Source organism: Campylobacter sp. FU_520, assembly GCF_025772385.1.
Classification (GTDB): domain Bacteria; phylum Campylobacterota; class Campylobacteria; order Campylobacterales; family Campylobacteraceae; genus Campylobacter_D; species Campylobacter_D lari_C.
This window is the reverse complement of sequence record NZ_JAKMRZ010000001.1, coordinates 115,801-133,220: the sequence shown is the minus strand read 5'-3', so window position 1 is coordinate 133,220 and position 17,420 is coordinate 115,801. Positions and strand designations below refer to the sequence as shown.

14 protein-coding genes are annotated in these 17,420 nt (G+C 29.0%); 5 read left to right on the top strand and 9 right to left on the bottom strand.

The features are described from left to right. Positions 1-11: 11 nt before the first annotated feature. The 5 genes from tyrS (at position 12) to L8W55_RS00695 (ending at position 7,031) form a co-directional block, all read left to right on the top strand. Positions 12-1,214, top strand: coding sequence for a tyrosine--tRNA ligase (tyrS, locus tag L8W55_RS00715; RefSeq protein WP_039641210.1), 1,203 nt, complete (start codon positions 12-14; stop codon positions 1,212-1,214). Next, complete coding sequence (locus tag L8W55_RS00710; RefSeq protein WP_263676874.1) at positions 1,214-2,311, top strand: nitronate monooxygenase; 1,098 nt, start codon at positions 1,214-1,216, stop codon at positions 2,309-2,311. The genes tyrS and L8W55_RS00710 overlap by 1 nt, the downstream gene beginning before the upstream one ends. After that, positions 2,304-4,232 (top strand): N-acetylmuramoyl-L-alanine amidase family protein, encoded by a 1,929-nt coding sequence (locus tag L8W55_RS00705; RefSeq protein ID WP_263676873.1) that lies wholly within the window; start codon positions 2,304-2,306, stop codon positions 4,230-4,232. Before L8W55_RS00710 ends, L8W55_RS00705 begins: the two co-directional genes overlap by 8 nt. Beyond that, complete coding sequence (gene mnmC / locus L8W55_RS00700; RefSeq protein ID WP_263676872.1) at positions 4,229-6,067, top strand: bifunctional tRNA (5-methylaminomethyl-2-thiouridine)(34)-methyltransferase MnmD/FAD-dependent 5-carboxymethylaminomethyl-2-thiouridine(34) oxidoreductase MnmC; 1,839 nt, start codon at positions 4,229-4,231, stop codon at positions 6,065-6,067. Before L8W55_RS00705 ends, mnmC begins: the two co-directional genes overlap by 4 nt. Positions 6,068-6,200: 133 nt before the next feature. Continuing rightward, the gene (locus L8W55_RS00695; protein WP_263676871.1) at positions 6,201-7,031 is read left to right on the top strand and encodes a hypothetical protein; all 831 of its coding nucleotides are present in this window, start codon (positions 6,201-6,203) and stop codon (positions 7,029-7,031) included. Here L8W55_RS00695 and rseP read toward each other — a convergent pair. From rseP to murJ, 9 genes are read right to left on the bottom strand one after another with little or no spacing between them, the layout of a single operon-like run. After that, a complete protein-coding gene (rseP, locus tag L8W55_RS00690; RefSeq protein ID WP_263676870.1) occupies positions 7,028-8,134 on the bottom strand; it encodes an RIP metalloprotease RseP in 1,107 nt (368 codons plus the stop codon). The two genes, L8W55_RS00695 and rseP, sit on opposite strands and share 4 nt — an antisense overlap. Position 8,135: 1 nt before the next feature. Beyond that, positions 8,136-8,666 carry a CDP-diacylglycerol--glycerol-3-phosphate 3-phosphatidyltransferase gene (gene pgsA, locus L8W55_RS00685; protein WP_263676869.1) on the bottom strand — a complete coding sequence of 177 codons (531 nt, stop codon included), beginning with the start codon at positions 8,664-8,666 and terminating at the stop codon, positions 8,136-8,138. 51 nt (positions 8,667-8,717) lie between these two features. Continuing rightward, positions 8,718-9,497 carry an enoyl-ACP reductase gene (locus tag L8W55_RS00680; protein WP_039628226.1) on the bottom strand — a complete coding sequence of 260 codons (780 nt, stop codon included), beginning with the start codon at positions 9,495-9,497 and terminating at the stop codon, positions 8,718-8,720. Continuing rightward, positions 9,497-10,393: a 4-hydroxy-tetrahydrodipicolinate synthase gene (dapA, locus tag L8W55_RS00675; RefSeq protein WP_039666865.1), complete on the bottom strand. Its 897-nt coding sequence runs from the start codon at positions 10,391-10,393 to the stop codon at positions 9,497-9,499. The genes L8W55_RS00680 and dapA overlap by 1 nt, the downstream gene beginning before the upstream one ends. Positions 10,394-10,395: 2 nt before the next feature. Next, positions 10,396-11,637 carry a M16 family metallopeptidase gene (locus tag L8W55_RS00670; protein WP_263676868.1) on the bottom strand — a complete coding sequence of 414 codons (1,242 nt, stop codon included), beginning with the start codon at positions 11,635-11,637 and terminating at the stop codon, positions 10,396-10,398. Continuing rightward, positions 11,634-12,692 (bottom strand): quinone-dependent dihydroorotate dehydrogenase, encoded by a 1,059-nt coding sequence (locus tag L8W55_RS00665; RefSeq protein ID WP_263676867.1) that lies wholly within the window; start codon positions 12,690-12,692, stop codon positions 11,634-11,636. The genes L8W55_RS00670 and L8W55_RS00665 overlap by 4 nt, the downstream gene beginning before the upstream one ends. Positions 12,693-12,742: 50 nt before the next feature. Further along, a complete protein-coding gene (locus L8W55_RS00660) occupies positions 12,743-14,506 on the bottom strand; it encodes an ABC transporter ATP-binding protein (protein WP_263676880.1) in 1,764 nt (587 codons plus the stop codon). After that, a complete protein-coding gene (cysS, locus tag L8W55_RS00655; RefSeq protein WP_263676866.1) occupies positions 14,499-15,881 on the bottom strand; it encodes a cysteine--tRNA ligase in 1,383 nt (460 codons plus the stop codon). The genes L8W55_RS00660 and cysS overlap by 8 nt, the downstream gene beginning before the upstream one ends. After that, positions 15,881-17,335 carry a murein biosynthesis integral membrane protein MurJ gene (murJ, locus tag L8W55_RS00650; protein ID WP_263676865.1) on the bottom strand — a complete coding sequence of 485 codons (1,455 nt, stop codon included), beginning with the start codon at positions 17,333-17,335 and terminating at the stop codon, positions 15,881-15,883. Before murJ ends, cysS begins: the two co-directional genes overlap by 1 nt. Positions 17,336-17,420 lie beyond the last annotated feature (85 nt).

The window sequence follows — 17,420 nt, the reverse complement described above, 5'->3', positions numbered from 1 at the left end:
AAGGTTTTGTAATGAATATTGAAGAAATTATTAAAGAAATTAAACGAGGAATAGCAGAAATTATTGATGAGGAAAGATTAGTTTCTTTGGTAAAAAATTACTATGAAAAAGGTGAAAATTTTTTTGTAAAGGCTGGTTTTGATCCTACGGCTGCTGATTTACATTTGGGTCATACTGTGGTTTTGAGCAAAATGGCTTTGCTTCAAAAGCATGGAGCTATAGTGCAGTTTTTAATAGGTGATTTTACTGCTCAAATAGGCGATCCAACAGGAAAAAGTGCTACAAGAAAAAAGCTTGATAAAGAAGAAGTACTTAAAAATGCCAAAACTTATGAAGAGCAAGTTTTTAAGATTTTAGATCCAAGTAAAACTCAAATTCATTTTAATTCTAAATGGCTAAATGAGCTTGGTGCTGCTGGTATAGTAGAGCTTACGTCGACTTTTAGCGTTGCTAGAATGCTTGAAAGAGATGATTTTACTAAGCGTTTTAAAGAACAAAGTCCTATATCAATTTGTGAGTTTTTGTATCCACTTTTGCAAGGTTATGATAGCGTTGCATTAAAAAGTGATATAGAAATGGGTGGAACGGATCAAAAGTTTAATCTTTTAATGGGTAGACAGCTTCAAAGAGTATATAATTGTCAAAAAGAACAAGCGGTGATGATGATGCCATTGCTTGAAGGCCTTGATGGTGTAAATAAAATGAGTAAAAGCTTGGGAAATTATATCGGTGTGACTGAAAATGCCAAAGATATGTATGCTAAGGTTTTGAGTATAAGTGATGAGTTAATGTTTAGATATTATGAGCTTTTAAGTGAAAAAAGCTTAAATGAAATTTCACAAATAAAAGATGATATTAAAAATGGTTCATTGCATCCTAAAAAAGCTAAGGAAAATTTAGCTTTAGAAATTACTGCACGTTTTCACTCAAGCGAATGTGCGCTAAAAGCTAAGGAAGAATTTGATAAAGTTCATAGTGCAAAAGAGCTTCCTAGTGATATGCCAAGCTTTACCTTAGAAGGTAGTATTTGGCTTGCAAAAGCTATAGTAGAGTGTAAAATGGAAAGCTCTACTTCAGCAGCTAGAAGATTGATTAATTCTAATGCAGTAAGTGTTAATGGAGAAAAAGTTCAAGATGAACAATACCAACTAGAAAGCGGTGAATATATTTTACAAGTTGGAAAAAGAAAATTTGCAAAATTAAAGGTAATATGATGAGTTTTAAAGCTTTAAAAATTGGAAAGCATGAGATAAAATATCCTATTTTTCAAGGTGGTATGGGGCTTGGTATAAGTTGGGATAAACTTGCTTCTGCGGTTTCTTTAAATGGTGGATTAGGGATTATTTCTTCAGTAGGAACTGGATATTATGAAAATAGAACACATATAGACAAAGAGTTTAATGCAAAACCTTATGGCAGTGATAATTTTTACTCAAAAGCAGGCTTAAAAGCCTTGATAGATAATGCTAGAAAGGTTTGCAAAGATGCGCCTTTGGGCTGTAATATTTTATATGCAAGTAATAATTATGCGCAAATTGCACGCAATGCTTGTGAAGTTGGTTTTAATGTGATAGTTTCAGGAGCAGGACTTCCTACAAATTTACCTGAATTTACACAAGATTATCCAGATGTTGCTTTGGTGCCTATTGTATCATCAGCTAAGGCTTTAAAAATTATTTGCAAAAGATGGCAAAGTAGATATAATCGCTTGCCTGATGCAGTTATAGTTGAAGGACCAAAAAGTGGAGGACATCAAGGTTTTACTTATGAGCAATGCTTAATGGATGAATATCAATTAGAAAATGTAGTACCACAAGTTGCACAAGAAATTAAAAACTGGGGAAATATACCATTAATCGCTGCAGGTGGAATTTGGGATAAGCAAGATATAGAAAAAATGATGTCTTTAGGGGCAAGTGGCGTTCAAATGGGAACTCGCTTTATAGGAACTTTTGAATGTGATGCGAGTGATGATTTTAAACAAGTATTGCTAGATTGTAAAAAAGAAGATATTGAGCTTTTAAAATCTCCAGTTGGCTATCCTGCAAGAGGGGTAAGAACTAACCTTTTAAATTTAGTAGATAAAAGAATGGGGCCAAAAATTTCTTGTGTGAGTAATTGTGTTGCACCATGCGGTAGAGGCAAGGAAGCTACTAAGGTGGGTTATTGTATAGCAGATAGATTATATGATGCTTGGAGTGGTAAAAAAGAAACAGGCTTATTTTTTACAGGGGCTAATGGATATAGACTAGATAAGCTTATTAGTGTAGAAGAGCTAATGAAAAAATTAGTTAATGGTGAAGATGCTTAGAATATTTTTTATTTTTTTATTATTTTATCTTAGTGTTTTTGCTAATGCAGAAGTTAAGAAATTTGATCAAAATTTTTTAACTTCTAATTCAGAAGAAAAACTACAATTGCACCAGCAATTAAAATCTTTGTATATACAAAGTGTGATTAATGATAATAATGAAGAAAAAAATGAGATTTTAAAAAGATTAATCATAAGTTCAAATTCTTTAGGTTTTGATGATAGAGCTTATGTGCAAGAGCTTAAAGAAAGCGGAGTAAGTGAAGAAGAAATTTCACGTTTAAAAAACGCTTTAAAAGTTATACAAGATCAAAAAATAAAAAAAGAACAAACAAAAATTGAAACTAATGTCACATCACCTATTAATAAAAAAGAAGATAAAAAAGAAGATAAAAAAGAAGATAAAAAAGAAGATAAAAAAGAAGATAAAAAAGAAGATAAAAAAGAAGATAAAAAAGAAGATAAAAAAGAAGATAAAAAAGAAGATAAAAAAGCTCCGGTGCAAAAAGAGCTTTTTGTGCTTGATGTTAAAAAATTAGACAATGGCATCTTACTTGATTTGAGTGAAAAAATCAGCCAAAAAGACATTAAAAACTTTACTCTCAAAGGTGATAAGAATTTTCGTTATGTTGCAGATTTTGATGGAATTTTAAAAGGACCTAAGAGAACTTTTGAATTTAAAGATTTTGATATTATTGTGTCGCAATTTAACCCAACAAGTATGCGTTTGGTCTTAAGCTCAAAAAAAGAATTAAAGATCAAAATAGAGCTTAAAGAACAAAGTCTTTTTATGGGGCTTGAAAAAGTAGAAAAAAAAGAAGAACCCAAACCTATAGTTAAAAAACAAAATGAAGTCAAAAAAACAGAAGTTAAAAAAGAGCCTTTATATATTTTAAAATCAAGTAAAGATAAAAATGGTATTAATTTGAAATTAAACAATGATATTGATATTGAAGATATTAAAATCAATTCTTTTAAAGATGGTAAAACATATCGCTCTATTGTGAGTTTTGAAGCTATTTTAGAAGGTGATAGAAAAAAAATCGATATCAATAAAAATCAATCCATCACAATAGTGCAGTTTAATAAAACTACAGTAAGAGTTGTTTTAAATTCTACTAGTGATTTTAAAACTAATCTTGATTTAGACGATGAGGAATTATTTATAGGCTTTGAAAAAAAGGCTAAAAAAACACCAACAAAAACTACTTCAAAAACGTCAAAAACTACCATTAAAAAATCAGGTAAAATCATAGTAATTGACCCAGGTCATGGAGGTAAAGATCCAGGTACTTTGGGTGATAAGGGTGTTAGAGAAAAAGATGTAGTTTTAAGCGTGGCTTTAAAGCTTGGTAATGAGCTTAAAAAACGCGGATATAGAATTTATTATACTAGAAGTACGGATAAATTTATAAACTTAAGAGATAGAACTTCTATGGCTAATGAAAAAATGGCAGATTTGTTTATTTCTATCCATGCTAATGCGGCTCCAAATAAACAAAGAGCTAAAACTTTACAAGGTATTGAAACTTTCTTCTTATCGCCTGCAAGAAGCGAAAGAAGTAAAAAAGCTGCTGAATTGGAAAATCAATCCGATTTTGAAGAGATGAATTATTTTTCTAAACAAACCTTTTTAAATTTTTTAAACCGTGAAAAAATAGTTGCTTCAAATAAATTGGCTATCGATGTACAAAAAAAGATTTTAAGTAATGTAAGAAAAAAATATAAAGTTGTGGATGGTGGGGTTAGGGAAGCTCCTTTTTGGGTTTTAGTGGGAGCGCAAATGCCTGCTATATTGATTGAAACAGGTTATATTAGTCATCCTAGCGAAAGAAATAGATTAACAAATAAAAATTTCCAAGAATTATTAGCCATTGGTATTGCTAATGGTATAGAGAGTTATTTTTATAAAAATCAATGAAAAAAGCAAATATTACCATTAAAAACAATGCACCTTTTTCTTTGGATTTTGATGATTATTATTTTAATTCTAGCGATGGTTTAAGTGAGAGTGAATTTATCTATACTAATGCTTTTGAATTTCAAACAAAACAAACTATCATTGCAGAGCTTGGTTTTGGTATAGGTTTAAATTTTTTCCTTACTTTAAGGCGTTTTATAAAGGAAAAAAAAGAAAATCAAAGACTATTTTATCTTAGTTTTGAAAATTTTTATATAGAAAAAGAAACATTAAGAGAAATTTATAAAAATCTTGGTTTTTATGAGGAATTTGAAGAGCTTTTAGAACAGTTTTTAAAATTTTATCCCCCATGTAAAGATGGAGTTTATAGATTTTATTTTCAAGATTGTTTTTTAGACTTGGTATTTGGTAATGCTAAAGAAAAGTTACAAAATTTAGACTTTAAAGCTGATATTTGGTATCTAGATGGTTTTGCTCCTGCTAAAAATCAAGAGATGTTTGATGAGGATATTATAAACAAAGTTGCTAAAAATTCAAAAATAAATGCCAAGATTTTAACCTTTTCTTCTGCAAGCATTTTAAAAAAAGCTTTAATTAATAATAATTTTCAAGTACAAAAGATCAAAGGTTTTAAAAAAAGAGAAATGATACAGGCTATTTTTAATGGCCTTGAGTTTGAAGATAAATTTGCTTATTTTAACACTCCGTGTTTGAAAAAAGAGATACAAAAAATAGCCATCATCGGAGCAGGTATAGCCGGAGCTAGTATAGCTTATGAGCTTTCTTTAAGAAATATTCAGGTAGATGTTTTTGAAAAAGAGAATTCATTAGGAAAAGGTGCTTCTGGAAATATTAATGGAATTTTAAGCTCTTTGATTTTAAAACCTGATGTATTATTGGGTGAGTTTTCACAATATGCTTTTTTAGAGGCTAGTAGATTTTATAGGCAAATTTTAGGTTTAATTCCTCAAGGAGTTTATGAATTTGCTCATAATGAGCTTATGCAAGAGCGTTTTGATAGTCAAAAAAATAATGTTTTATTTGAAATTATTAACAACCAAGCTTTTTTAAAAGATGGAGCTTGCATAAAACCCCAAGAGCTTGTGAAAACACTTTTACAAAAAAGCAAGGCTAGGGTGTTTTTTGAGTATGAATTTAAAGATTATTCTTATGAAAATGAAAAGTTTTCTTTGCAATTTAATAATCAAAAAACATTAAAAGATTATGATGTGTTAATTTATGCTCAAGGTGCTGATGTTAAGAATTTTTTAGAGTATAAATATATGAAATTAAGCAGTGTTAGAGGGCAATGCACTCATTTAAAACCATTTTTAAAAAATTCTCATGCTTTATCTTCAAAAGGTTATATTTGTCCTATCAATGAAGAATTAAATTTGCAACTTATTGGTGCAAGTTATGATAGACTTAATCAAGATATAACGCTTTTAAAAAATGATGATTTGCAAAATATTGAAAATATAAAAGAGTTTTTGCATGTTGAAAATTTAGAAATTATGGGCGGAAAAGTAGGATTTAGATCATATTCTAGTGATAGATTTTCCATAATAGGTCAAGCTTATGATGAAAATTTTTATATGCAAAATTATAAGGCACTTTTATGGCATAAAAATAAAAGTCAAGTAGAGCCAAATGATTTTATTCCTTTGTATTTTTCTATTGCTCATGGATCTAGGGCTTTTGCTAGTGCTATTATTGGAGCTAGAATGCTTAGTGCATTAATCTTTGATGAACCAAAAATAGAAAAAGATTTTTTATATGCTACTCATCCTACTAGATTTTTAATCAGAATGCTAAAAAAAGGAAAAATTTTATAACAAGTAGTTTTTTTGTTTGAAATGCTATTAGCTATATTGTAAAAATATAATGCTATTATAAATATAGAGTTAGCAATATTTCATGATAAATGTGGAATTTTGTATCTTTATAAAATAATACATTAGAGGTTGAGTGAAAAAATACATTTTTTTAAGCTGTATATGCATAAATGCATTTGCTTTAAATTTAGAAGAAAGCTTAGGTGAGGGTGAGGCTAATGTTAGCAAAGAGCAAAAAACAAATACAGTTTCTAAGCAAGTATTTTTTCAAAAACCACAAGAATATCAAGCCCAAAATGTTGATTTTGGATCCTTTGCTAGTAAATCTTTAGGGCAAGTTTTAAATTTAAGTTCTAAAGATAAAACAGAAGCAAGTTTAGACTACAATGCTTTGAGTGTTAATATAAAAAATATCAATTCGATATTAGATTATGATAATGCTACCTTACTTTTAGAAAAACAAGCAAGAATAGATCAAGCAGAGCAGGCATATTCTTTAGGACTTATTAATCGTTATGAATTTGATGAGTTTAATTTTGGTTTTAATTATTTTAATGATCAATATAAAGAAGCTTATACTAAGAATAGCTTTGGCGCTGAATTGCAGTTTAGTCATTATTTTAAAGCATATGCTAATCATTATAAGATCAAAGAAAACGATAGTGATGATAGTACAGAACTTGGAGTTGTGTTTGACTTGCCATATTTGAATGTTTTAAATGTAAATTCTAATATAAAAGAATTACAAAACCAATATAACATTACTTATTCTCCAATTTCTATTTTAGATTTATCACTTAATTATCAAGATGAAAAAACTAACGCCAAAGATCAAACAGCAATGTGGGTAAGATTTAGACTAAATTATGAGCAAAGTTTAAGTAAACAATTTTACAATAGCTTTTACCGTAAAAACAATATAGGCGAATTTAACCGTTATGATTTTGCTACTAGGACTTATTAATTGTTCATAAAACGAGTAATATCATTATAAGTTACAAACACCATTAAACTTAAAAGTAAAGCCATGCCAAAATAACTAAGATATTCAAAACATACTTTTGGTACTTCTTTTTTAAAGATTAAATCATAAAGGTTAAAAAGTATATGTCCTCCATCTAGCGCTGGGATAGGAAGTAAATTTAATACTCCAAGGTTGATAGAAATTAAAGCTGTGATTAAAAATAAAACCACTATGCCGGTGTTTGCTGCTTTGGAGGTTATATCTACCATAGTGATGATTCCACCCATGTTTTTAGCGTCTAACTCCCCGCTGATGATTTTAGCAAGGCCTTTAAAAATAAGCAAAGAAGCCTCTATACTTTCTTCATAAGCGTATTTTAAACTACTAATTCCTGGATGATAAATAGTAACAAACTCACCCTTAGGTGCTATGCCAATTAGTGGTTTTTGAACTTTTTGATAAAACTCATTATAACCTTGATCAATTTGCGGGGTTAGGGTGAGGTTGATGAGTTTACCATCGCGTTCTATACTAAGTAAGGTTGGTTTTATATGTACAAGTTTGCCAATTTCTTCAAAGCTTTGAATTTTAACTCCATCTATAGCTAGGATTTTATCTCCAATTTGTAAATTTGCTTTTTGTGCAGCTGAATTTGGTGCTATATTGCCAATAACAGGTGCAAGTTTTTGCACACCTAAAAAACCTATGGCTATATAAAGCAAAAATGCTAAAAAGAAATTAAAAAATGGTCCTGCAAAAAGTATGTAAATTCTAGCTAGAGGACTTAGAGTGTTATAGCTATTTGGTTCATAATTTTTTTCACTAGGATTTAAATCATCTTGTCCTTTAAGTTTAACATAACCACCAAAAGGTAGAGCAGATAAGCGATATTCTGTGTTTTTGTAAGTTTTTTTAAAAACAGCTTTTCCAAAGCCTATACTAAAAATTTCTACATCGACTTTCATATGTTTTGCGGCTAAAAAATGTCCTAGCTCGTGAAAAAAAATTAAAAAAGATATAACCAAAAGTGTTATTAAAAAGCTAAAAGAATAAAATTTAAAGCCAATAGCTAAGATGATAAATAAAAATAAATATGATTTCAAATTATACCTTTTTTAAATGTTTTATATAAGCTAGTATGTATTCAAAAGCTGAATAAAGTGTAAGTACTAAGGCAATAAATAACAATGTATTAGCAAAAGGCCATTGCATGATTAAAAATATAATGGCTATCATTTGAAAGGTTGTTTTTATTTTTCCCGCAAAAGAAGCACTTACATCAAATTTTTCACTCACCATAACTACTCGAAAACCAGTTATAAAAAATTCCCTTACTAAAATAATATAAATCATCCAAGGATCAGCTTTTTGAGTGAGTAATAATCCTAAAAAAGCAGCCAAAACAAGCATTTTATCTGCTAGTGGATCTATAATGGCTCCAAGTTTTGTAGTTTGATTCCAAGTTCTTGCAATGTAACCATCAAAAAAATCAGTTAAAGCAGCTATACAAAAAACAACACAAGCAAAATAATTTACCCAGCTAGGATGAATATTTTCAAAATCATTAATAAGCAAAAAAAACAAAAGTGGAGCTAATAATATCCTTATAAATGCTAAGATATTGGGTAAATTCATTGTTTATTAATCCTTGTGTTTAAAGAAAATACCCCAAAATGGGGTAATGAATCATTTAAAAGTGGTACCACCATCTACGATTAAGGTATGTCCTGTGATCCAATTTGCTTTATCAGAACATAAAAATAAACATGCTCCTGCTAAATCTTGAGGTTGTCCAATGCGGTTTAATGGACTAAGATTAATAGTTGCATTTTTAACTTCTTCATAATTTGTAAATGCCTTAAGCGCATCAGTGTCAATTGGCCCGCCACTTACTACATTTACGCGGATGTTTTTAGAACCAAGTTCGGTTGCAGCATATCTTGCCATAGCCTCAACTGCTGCTTTTGCTGTACCGTGTCCTGCATAGTTTTCAATATGTACTAAATTTCCTGTTGAAGAAATAGATAATATACTACCTCCACCAACTTTTTCCATTCTTTTTGCTGCTTCTTGTGCTCCAACAACAAAAGCATTTACAGTTGCTGTGAAAATATTATTTATTCCACGAGGTTTTAATTTCATAAATTTAGTATATCCACCTACAACGGCACGACCTGAGATAATAGCATTAGAGATGAAAAAATCTATTCTGTCAAAATCTTGATCGATTTTTTCAAATAAGTCTTTATAAGTTTCTGGTTCAAGTATGTTAAACTCATAAGCCTTTGCTTTGATTTTATAGTTATTTTCTAAATCTTTTACAATTTCTTGAGCTAAATCTGCATTAGAATTATAAGTAAAAGCTACATTAGCTCCTGCTTTTGCAAACTCATATACAATAGCTTTACCAATTCCTCTTGTTCCGCCGCTAATTACTAAAGTTTTATTTTGAAAAAAAGTATCCATTAAAATCCTTTGATATTATAGTTTTTCATAATCGCTTCTATTTTTGCTAAATTGCAATCACTAGGTTTACAAAGTGGCAAACGATATTCTAAAGTAGGGGTTAAACCTGCTATATACATTGCTGCTTTAATAGGTATAGGATTGCTTTCGCAAAATAAAATTTTATTGATATTATACAACTCATCATTAATTTTTTTAGCTTCAATGTATTTTTCTTCTAAAGCTAGATGAGTTAATTTTGAAATCATATCAGGAAGTAAATTTGAAGTAACTGAAATCACACCTTTACCACCATTTGAAAGTATAGGATAATTAATCGCATCTTCTCCGCTTAAAAGCATCATTCTAGGCTCATGTGCTAGTAAATCAACGCATTTATCAATGCTCCCACTAGCTTCTTTTACCCCATAAATATTTTCACAATCTCTAAATAATCTTATTATGGTTTCTGTTTGAAGTTCACAACCTGTTCTTCCTGGCACGTTATATAAAAGCACGGGTATGTCTATGCTTTTTGCTATTTCTTTATAATGTAAATACAAACCTTCTTGTGTGGGTTTGTTATAATATGGAGTAACGCTTAAAATTCCATCGGCTCCATGTTCTTGTGCAAACTTAGCCAAACTTACAGCCTCATGCGTAGCATTGCTTCCTGCTCCTGCTAAAACCTTACAAGAACTTCCCTTGCAAGCATCTAGTGCTATTTCTATACAAATTCTATGTTCTTCATGGGTTAAGGTGGCACTTTCTCCGGTTGTTCCAACAGGCACTACCGCATCAATCCCATTTGCTATTTGTCTTTTGATGAGTTTGTGGTAAGTTTGTTCATCTAATTTTCCATTTTTAAATGGAGTTATTAAAGCTGTCATTGCTCCTATGATGATTTTATTGTCCATTTTCACCCCTTTTTTAAGATTATTGTAGTAGATTTGTTTTCATTGAAGTATTTTTTAGCACAATGAATTAAATCATCTTTGCTTAGATTTTCTATATTTTTTTCATAATCAAGCAAAGGCTTTAAATCACCTTTTGCAAGATAAGAGCCATAAATATTTGCAACGCTACTTGCATTGCTTAGTGAAAAGATAAAATCACTTTTTACAGTATTCTTGATTTTTTCCATGATAGTATCATCAAATTTAGCATTTTTTACATCTTCAAGAATTTTTAAAAGCTTTTTTTCAACATCTTCTGCTTTTATACCTTCATTGCAAACACAAATAAATATAAATAAATTCTCATCTATATTTTCGCTTGCATAAGCATAAAATTCATTGATTAATTCTAATTTATCTATTAAAATTTCACTTATTAAAGAACTTTTTCCATTTCCTAAAAGTTCACTTAAAGCACAAAGTTTTGGCATATCTTCATGGTTAAATGCAGGAATTTTATATGCAAGTGCTAGTAGTTGCGTATCGCTTTCTTTGTGCAAGATCACGCGTTTAGCACCATCTTGTTCAGGTTCTTTTTCATGAACTATAGGAATTTCTTTGGTGTTTTTTATATCTTGAAAATGTTTTTTAGCTAAAGCAAATACTTCATCTTCGTTAATATCACCACTCACAAGCAAAATAGCATTTTTGGGTTGATAAAAAGTTTGATGAAAATCTTGTATATCTTCTATTTTCCAATTTTGTATATCTTTAAAAAAGCCTATCGGGGTCCAGTGATATGGATGGTGTAAAAAGGCATGATTGTATAATCTAAAATACAAATATCCCAAAGGATTGTTATCAGTTCTCCAACGCCTTTCTTCTAAAACTACATTTCTTTCAGGCTGAAACTCATCATCTTTTAAATTTAAATTACGCATTAATTCAGCAAAAAGCCATAAAGACTTATCTAAATTTTCACTAGAGCATTTTATAAAATAATGTGTATAGTCAAAGCCCGTGCTTGCATTATCCACTCCACCAAAACCTTTGACTATTTCATCAAATTCACCCGCTTTTAAATTTTTTGTACTTTTAAAATTTAAATGTTCAAGCATATGAGCTATGCCACTTTTTCCCATTTTTTCATTTCTTGAACCAACTTTATAAAAAATATCTACACTTATAACCCCGCTTTTTTTATTTACAGGTAAAGTATAAATTTCAAGTTCATTTTCAAGGGTGATTTTTTTATAATTAATCATTTAAAATTAACTCCTATAGCTTGACTAATATGATTAAAACCATCTTGTTTTAAAAGCTCAATTAAACCTTGATTGATATTTTTAACAATACTTGGTCCTTTAAAAATCATAGCTGTATAAATTTGAACCAAACTAGCCCCGTTTTTAATGCGCTCATAAGCAAGTTCGGCACTATCTATGCCTCCACTTGCTATTAAAATAGTATCTTGATAAATTTCTTTAGCTACTTCTTTAAAAAATGTCGCACTTTTTTGGGTGATTAATCTACCACTAATTCCACCAAAAGTTCTTGCATTATCAATCAAAGAATAATCTATACTAGTATTTGCCATGATAATACCATCAGCTTTTGCACTAATAGCACTTTTGCAAAGTGAAATTGCGCTATCTATATTCATATCTGGAGCAATTTTTAAAATCACAGGTTTATTTGTGATTTGTTTTGCTTGATTAAATAAAGTGCTTACAAATTCCTCGCTTTGTAAATCTCTTAATTTTTTGGTATTTGGAGAGGATATATTAATCACAAACAAATCACATAAATCTTTAAATTCTTTTAATAAAATAATATAATCATTAATAGCTTCTTCATTTGGAGTGATTTTGTTTTTGCCTATATTTGCCACTAAAGGTATACTAAAAGGATAGACTTTTTTTACTTCTTTCGCGATAGCATCTTTACCTTTATTGTTAAAACCCATAGCATTTTGAATACTTTCTTGCTCAACAAGTCTAAAAAGTCTAGGTTTTTCATTACCATTTTGAGGTTTTGGGGTGAAAGTTCCATATTCTAAAAAGCCAAAACCTAAAGCACTTAGCGGTCTTATCATAGTTGCATTTTTATCAAAGCCACCTGCTAAGCCCACAGGGTTATAAAAATTTAGATTAAAAATTTCTTGATTTAAAATTTCATCATTTATCACACAATCTTTTGCAAAAAAACTAAGCCCCCCAGGAAATATGCAATCTAGCGTTCGCATACTAAATTCAACTAAAGCATGAGCATTTTCTGGATCTAATTTATATATTAAAGGTTTTAAGCTTTCATAGGTCATATTTTTCCTTTTTTACAAAATAGCATATTGTACTAAAAAAATGATAATTCTTAGTTTTCATTTTCATTAACTTTATCAGTTTTTTGTACTTTTTGTTTTAATTTTTGATAAATTTCACAATTTTTCATTAAATAAGCATCATTTCCTATAGAAGCTATTTTTCCTTTATCAAGTACAGCAATTTTATCAGCGTTTTCTATGGTGCTAAGTCTATGAGCGATGATGAGTATTAAGCGATCTTTTTTTAAGCTTTCTATAGTTTTTACTATGGCTTTTTCACTTTCATTATCAAGTGCTGAGGTTGCTTCATCAAAAATTAAAATTTGAGGATTTTTGTATAAAGCCCTTGCTATAGCAATGCGTTGTTTTTGCCCACCTGAGAGATTTTTCCCATGTTCTTTTAATTCAGTATGTATACCACCAAGCTCTTGAACAAAATCATAGGCATTAGCTTGTTTTAAAACCTCTATTACACGTGCTTCATCGTATTCTTTAGCATAAGCAATATTTTGAGCTATAGTGTCATTAAATATATAAATATTTTGAGTTACCAAAGAGATATTTTCTCTTAAGCTAAAAATGTCAAAAGAACTAATATCTTTTTGATTGATTAAAATTTCACCACTATCTTTTTCAAAAAAATACATCAAAAGATTAATAATAGAAGATTTTCCTCCACCACTTGATCCAACTAAGGCTAGAATTTCTCCTTTATTAAAAGAAAAATTTACATCTTTTAATACCATTTTATCTTTTTGATAGCTTAAAGAAACATTTTTAAAATGGATATTTTGGATATTTTCTGTAAGTTTTTCATCGCCACCTTTAATTTGTGGTTCTAAATCAGTTAGATAAAAAGTTCTCTCACTTGCTGCTACTGCATTTTGCAATCTTGTATAAAGTGAAGAAAGTCTTTTAATAGGAGTATAAGCCATAAATAAAGCTGTAGTAAAGCTAAAAAAAGAACCTATGCTTAAACTTCCATCGATTACTTCTTTACCACCTATTATAATTACTATTGCAAAGCCAATTGAACCCATAGATTCCATTAAAGGACTGCTCAAAGCTTCGATTCTAATGCCTTTTAAGGAAAGCTTACAAACTTCACTATTAGTTTGGCTGAATTTTTGCATTTCATTTTTACCTGCATTAGAAGCTTTAATAAGTTCTATATTAGAAAAGATTTCGCTTAATCTTGAAGTAAGATCAGAATTTTTTTCTTGGGTATTGCGTCCTATTTTTTTGATTTTTTTAGCAAAAATAGCAAGAGGGTAAATTGCTAAAGGCAAAATTACTAAAGCAAAAAAAGCAAGCTTTGGGCTTTGATAAATCACCACACTTAAAAGTCCAATTGCAGTTAAACTTTCTCTTAAAATTTCAGGTATGATAGTAGAAACTATATTTTGTAATGCTCCAATATCAGAAGTGCACCTACTGATTAATTCTCCGCTTCTGTATTTATGAAAAAAACTCATATCTAAGCGCAAAAGATTGCCAAGAACTAATTCTCTTAATCTTCTTAAAATATCTGTCCCAACATAAGATATATAATAAACTTGCATATAAGCACCAAGATTTTTTAAAGCATAAATTAAAATCACCAATAAAGGCATATAATAAAGCAATTGAGCATTTTTTTCTATAAAAATTTTATTTAAAATAGGCTCTATGATGTATGCACTAGCTGCTGTACCACCACTAGTTAAAAGCATGCCAATAATAGCCAAAACAAAATAAAACCAATACTCTTTATAATAAGGCTTAAAGCGAGTAAAAACTTCTTTAAGCTTCATTTCTTTGTAATTTTTATCCATTTTTCTCCCATACCACACCATTTGGTGTATCCATTAAAAGAATATTCTCTTTAGCTAAATCATCACGAATTTGATCTGCTAAGGCATAGTTTTTTTCTTGTTTTGCCTTATTGCGTAGAGTGATTTTTTCTTCTATTTCTTGACATTTTTCTTTACTAATGCCAAATTGAAAATATTTTATGGTATCTATGAAGCCTATACCAAAAATAAAAGCAAGTTCTTTTAAGGTTTTTTCTAATTGTATTTTATAAGCTTTGTCTTTTAGGTTTTTATCTAAATAAATATTACTTTCATTGATAAACTCATCAAGTAAAGCTAAGGCTTTAGAGGCATTTAAATCATCATTTAAAACTTCTAAGATATTTTTAGCTACTTCACTTTCTATGGTAATTTTTTCATCTATAAAAGCATTTAAATTTAAGCGTTTTTTTAAGCGATAAAATTTATCAAGTCTTTTTTTAGCAGCTTGTAAGTCTTCTAAAGCATAGTTAAAATGCGCTCTATAATGCACACTTAAAAGATAAAATCTCAAAACCTCTCCACTAAAAAGTTTTAAAGAATCTTTTAGAAAAAAGCTATTTCCCAAGCTTTTGCTCATTTTTTCACCATTAATTTGTACAAAGCCATTGTGTAACCAAAAATTAGCTAATTCATGATTGTTTTTACAACGACACTGACAAGCTTCGTTTTCATGATGAGGAAAAAGCAAATCTATACCCCCTGCATGAATGTCAAGTTTATCTTTAAAAATACTTTCTATCATCACAACACATTCTGTGTGCCAACCTGGTCTTCCTTTGCCAAAACTTGCAGGATAAAATTTTTCATCAAATTTCCATAAAACAAAATCACTATCATTTTTTTTAGCCACGCTTTCTTCTAGGCGTGATTGATTATCTTCTAAATTTCTTTTAGAGATATAAAAGTATTTATCATCTTTGCTAGTATCAAAATAAATTCCATCTTCAAGTTTATAAGCTAGGTTTAATTCTAAAAGTTTTTCTATATATATAATCATTTGCTCAATATAAGCTGTAGCTTTTGGTTTAAAATCAGGTTCTAAGATATTAAGCGCTTGCATATCCTCTTCATATCTTTTAATATAAAAATTTGTAATTTCTTCTAAACTTTTACCACTCTCTTGCATTTTTTTTAAGATTTTATCATCAATATCAGTGTAATTTCTAGCAAAAACCACTTCATAATCATTTGCTAGCAAAACTCTTCTTAAAAAATCAAAACACACGCTACTTCTTGCATGTCCTAAATGCGCATCATCATATACAGTAGGCCCGCATAGATAAATATTTGCTTTTTTTGCCTCATGTGAAATAAATTCGCATTTTTTCTTTAAAACACTATCAAAAAAAACCATTAAAACAAACCTTTAAAAAAATGATAAATTCCAATTAAAAATTGTATTAAAATATCTTTAATTTCAAATAAGCCTAAAGCAAATAAACTTAAAAATACTATGCTAATAAGCCAAAATTTAACCCTAAAAATACCCCAAAGATTTTTAAAGCCAAATTCTTTAATATTAGCATATAATAAATAAAAAGCACTAATAGATGAAGCTAGTGCAATACCTAAGCTCTTATAAGCTTCTTCTTTAATAAGTAAAATAATCACTATGCTAAAAAATGCTGATATAAAAAGTGTTTTAAAGGCTATTATAGCGGCTATTTTTTGTTTAAATTTAGCATAAAGCCATAAAGAAAAAAGTTTTTGCAAACCAAAAGGTAAAAGTCCTAAAAGATAAGCTTGTAATAAAAATGCAGTGATTTTTGTATCTTCTTGATTAAAATTTCCTCTTTGAAATAAAAACTCCACAATTTCTTTAGCTAAAATAATCCCCACTATACTAGCTAAAATCAAAAGCACGCTTAAATACTCAAAAGCTTTTTGCATAAAAGCTAAGGCTTTTTGTTCTTCATTTGCTTTTAAATGTCTTAGTATTTTGGGAAAACTTACTTGACTTAGAGCGATTGCAAAAAGAGCTAAAGGAAGCTGAAAAACTCTATTAGAATAATACAAATACGAAATACTTCCAGCCATTAAAAAACTAGCTATAGTAGTATCTAATAATGAACTAATTTGATTTGCTGAAGAGCCTAAAAGTCCATGAGTAAAAGTAGAATGAAATTTATCTAAATTAGTCTTTGTTTTTTTAAGTTTTATGCTTAAATACATGCTTTTTAAAATTTTAGTATTTTTTAAAGCAAAAATATGCCATATAAGTTGAGCTAGACCACTTAAAACAGTCGCATACGAAAAATAATACAAAGCTTCTAAAGGTTTATCTTGAGTGACAAAAAATCCTGCAATCACAACAAAAAGATTAAAAAATGAAGCAGAAAAAGAAGTGATGAAAAAATTTTGTTTATAATTTAACAAAGAGCCTAAAAAAGTTACTAAAAAAATAAAAAACAAATACCAAAAATTAATAGAAACTAAAGGCGCAGCTAGAATGATCGTTTCTTTGTTAAAACCAAAGGCAAAAATCTTTGTAAAAAATTCAGCAAAAAAACTCACTAAAACACAGGTTAAAAAAACAATTATACTAAATTGTAATAAGACATTTATACAAAAAGCACCTTTTTTACTTGCTTTTAAAAAACTTGGTAAAAAAGCTTGTCCAAAAGCCCCTTCTGCAAAAATTCTTCTAAAAAAAGCAGGCATTTTTAAAGCCACAAAGAAAATATCACTATAAATTCCAGCTCCTAAGTACAAAGCTAAAACAATATCTCTTAAAACACCCATAATCCTAGAAAATAAAATTCCCAAGGCATTGATGATGAAATTTTTAAAAATAATATTTTTTTTCATTAATTTTCATTCTTTAAACATTAGTTTGAGTATTATAAAATTTTTTAGTAGCAATAATTTTAACTAAATTTTGATTTTATTTTTG